This is a genomic window from Pseudomonas extremorientalis, from assembly GCF_001870465.1.
GTDB classification, from domain to species: domain Bacteria; phylum Pseudomonadota; class Gammaproteobacteria; order Pseudomonadales; family Pseudomonadaceae; genus Aquipseudomonas; species Aquipseudomonas extremorientalis.
On the sequence record NZ_MDGK01000048.1, the window covers coordinates 1 to 805 of the forward strand.

An 805-nucleotide genomic window follows, 5' to 3' on the forward strand; every position below is an offset into this window, starting at 1 on the left:
CCGATGTCGAGGCGGGTGATTTCCCCGTAGGCACGGTAATGCGCCGACCAGACGATTTCGCCATCCGGGGCGGTGAGTTCTTGCGGGGTGCCCAAGTGGTCGAGCTGGTAGTGGTAGGCCTTGGTTTCCTTTGGACCGAAGCCTTCCAGCAGCGCCAGCGGGCGAAAGCTGTCTGGTTCATAGAGATAGCTGCGATGCCGATCCGAGTGGTGTTCGGCGATGAGTTTGTCGCCTTGCCAGAAAAACTCAGTGGTTACATCGTCGACGGTTTTGCTGATACGCCGCCCAAACGGGTCGTAGCGGTAGCTGGCGGTCTGGCCGTTGGGTTTTTTAATACCGATCAGGCGGTGCTGGCAGTCGTAGCGGTATTCGGTGACGAGTGCGTGGCCCTTGCCGCGGCGTTCGCGGATGAGGTTGCCGAAGGCGTCGTAGTCGTAATGATGGTCGCCCTGAATCATCAGGCGGTTGCCGGCGACGATGTCGGGGCCGGGGCGGTTGTGCATGAGCAGGTTGCCGGCGGGGTCGTGGCCGAAGCGTTCCTGATCGGCTTGGGTGTGGTCGGCGCGGGTGAGGCGGTTGAGTGGGTCGTAGTGGTAGCGGTGTTCGCCCTTGCGGGTGTCGAGCAGGCGGGTGAGGTTGCCGGTTTTGTCGTAGTCGTAATGACGGCGATAGACCGGGCCTTCGGCATCGTTGATGCTCTGGTTGAACAAGCGGCCTTGGTGGTCATGTTGGTAGTGGCTGAACAGTTGGCCTTGTTGGCGTTGCTGTTCGCGACCGGCCTTGAACAGGTGTGAGGTGAGTACTG

The 805-nt window shown here is 61.0% G+C and carries 1 protein-coding gene; it reads right to left on the reverse strand.

Annotated features, from left to right (window positions below; translation table 11 throughout):
- Window positions 1–805: RHS repeat domain-containing protein (locus tag BFN10_RS19090; RefSeq protein WP_139221115.1), on the reverse strand; the 805-nt coding region annotated here is incomplete at both ends.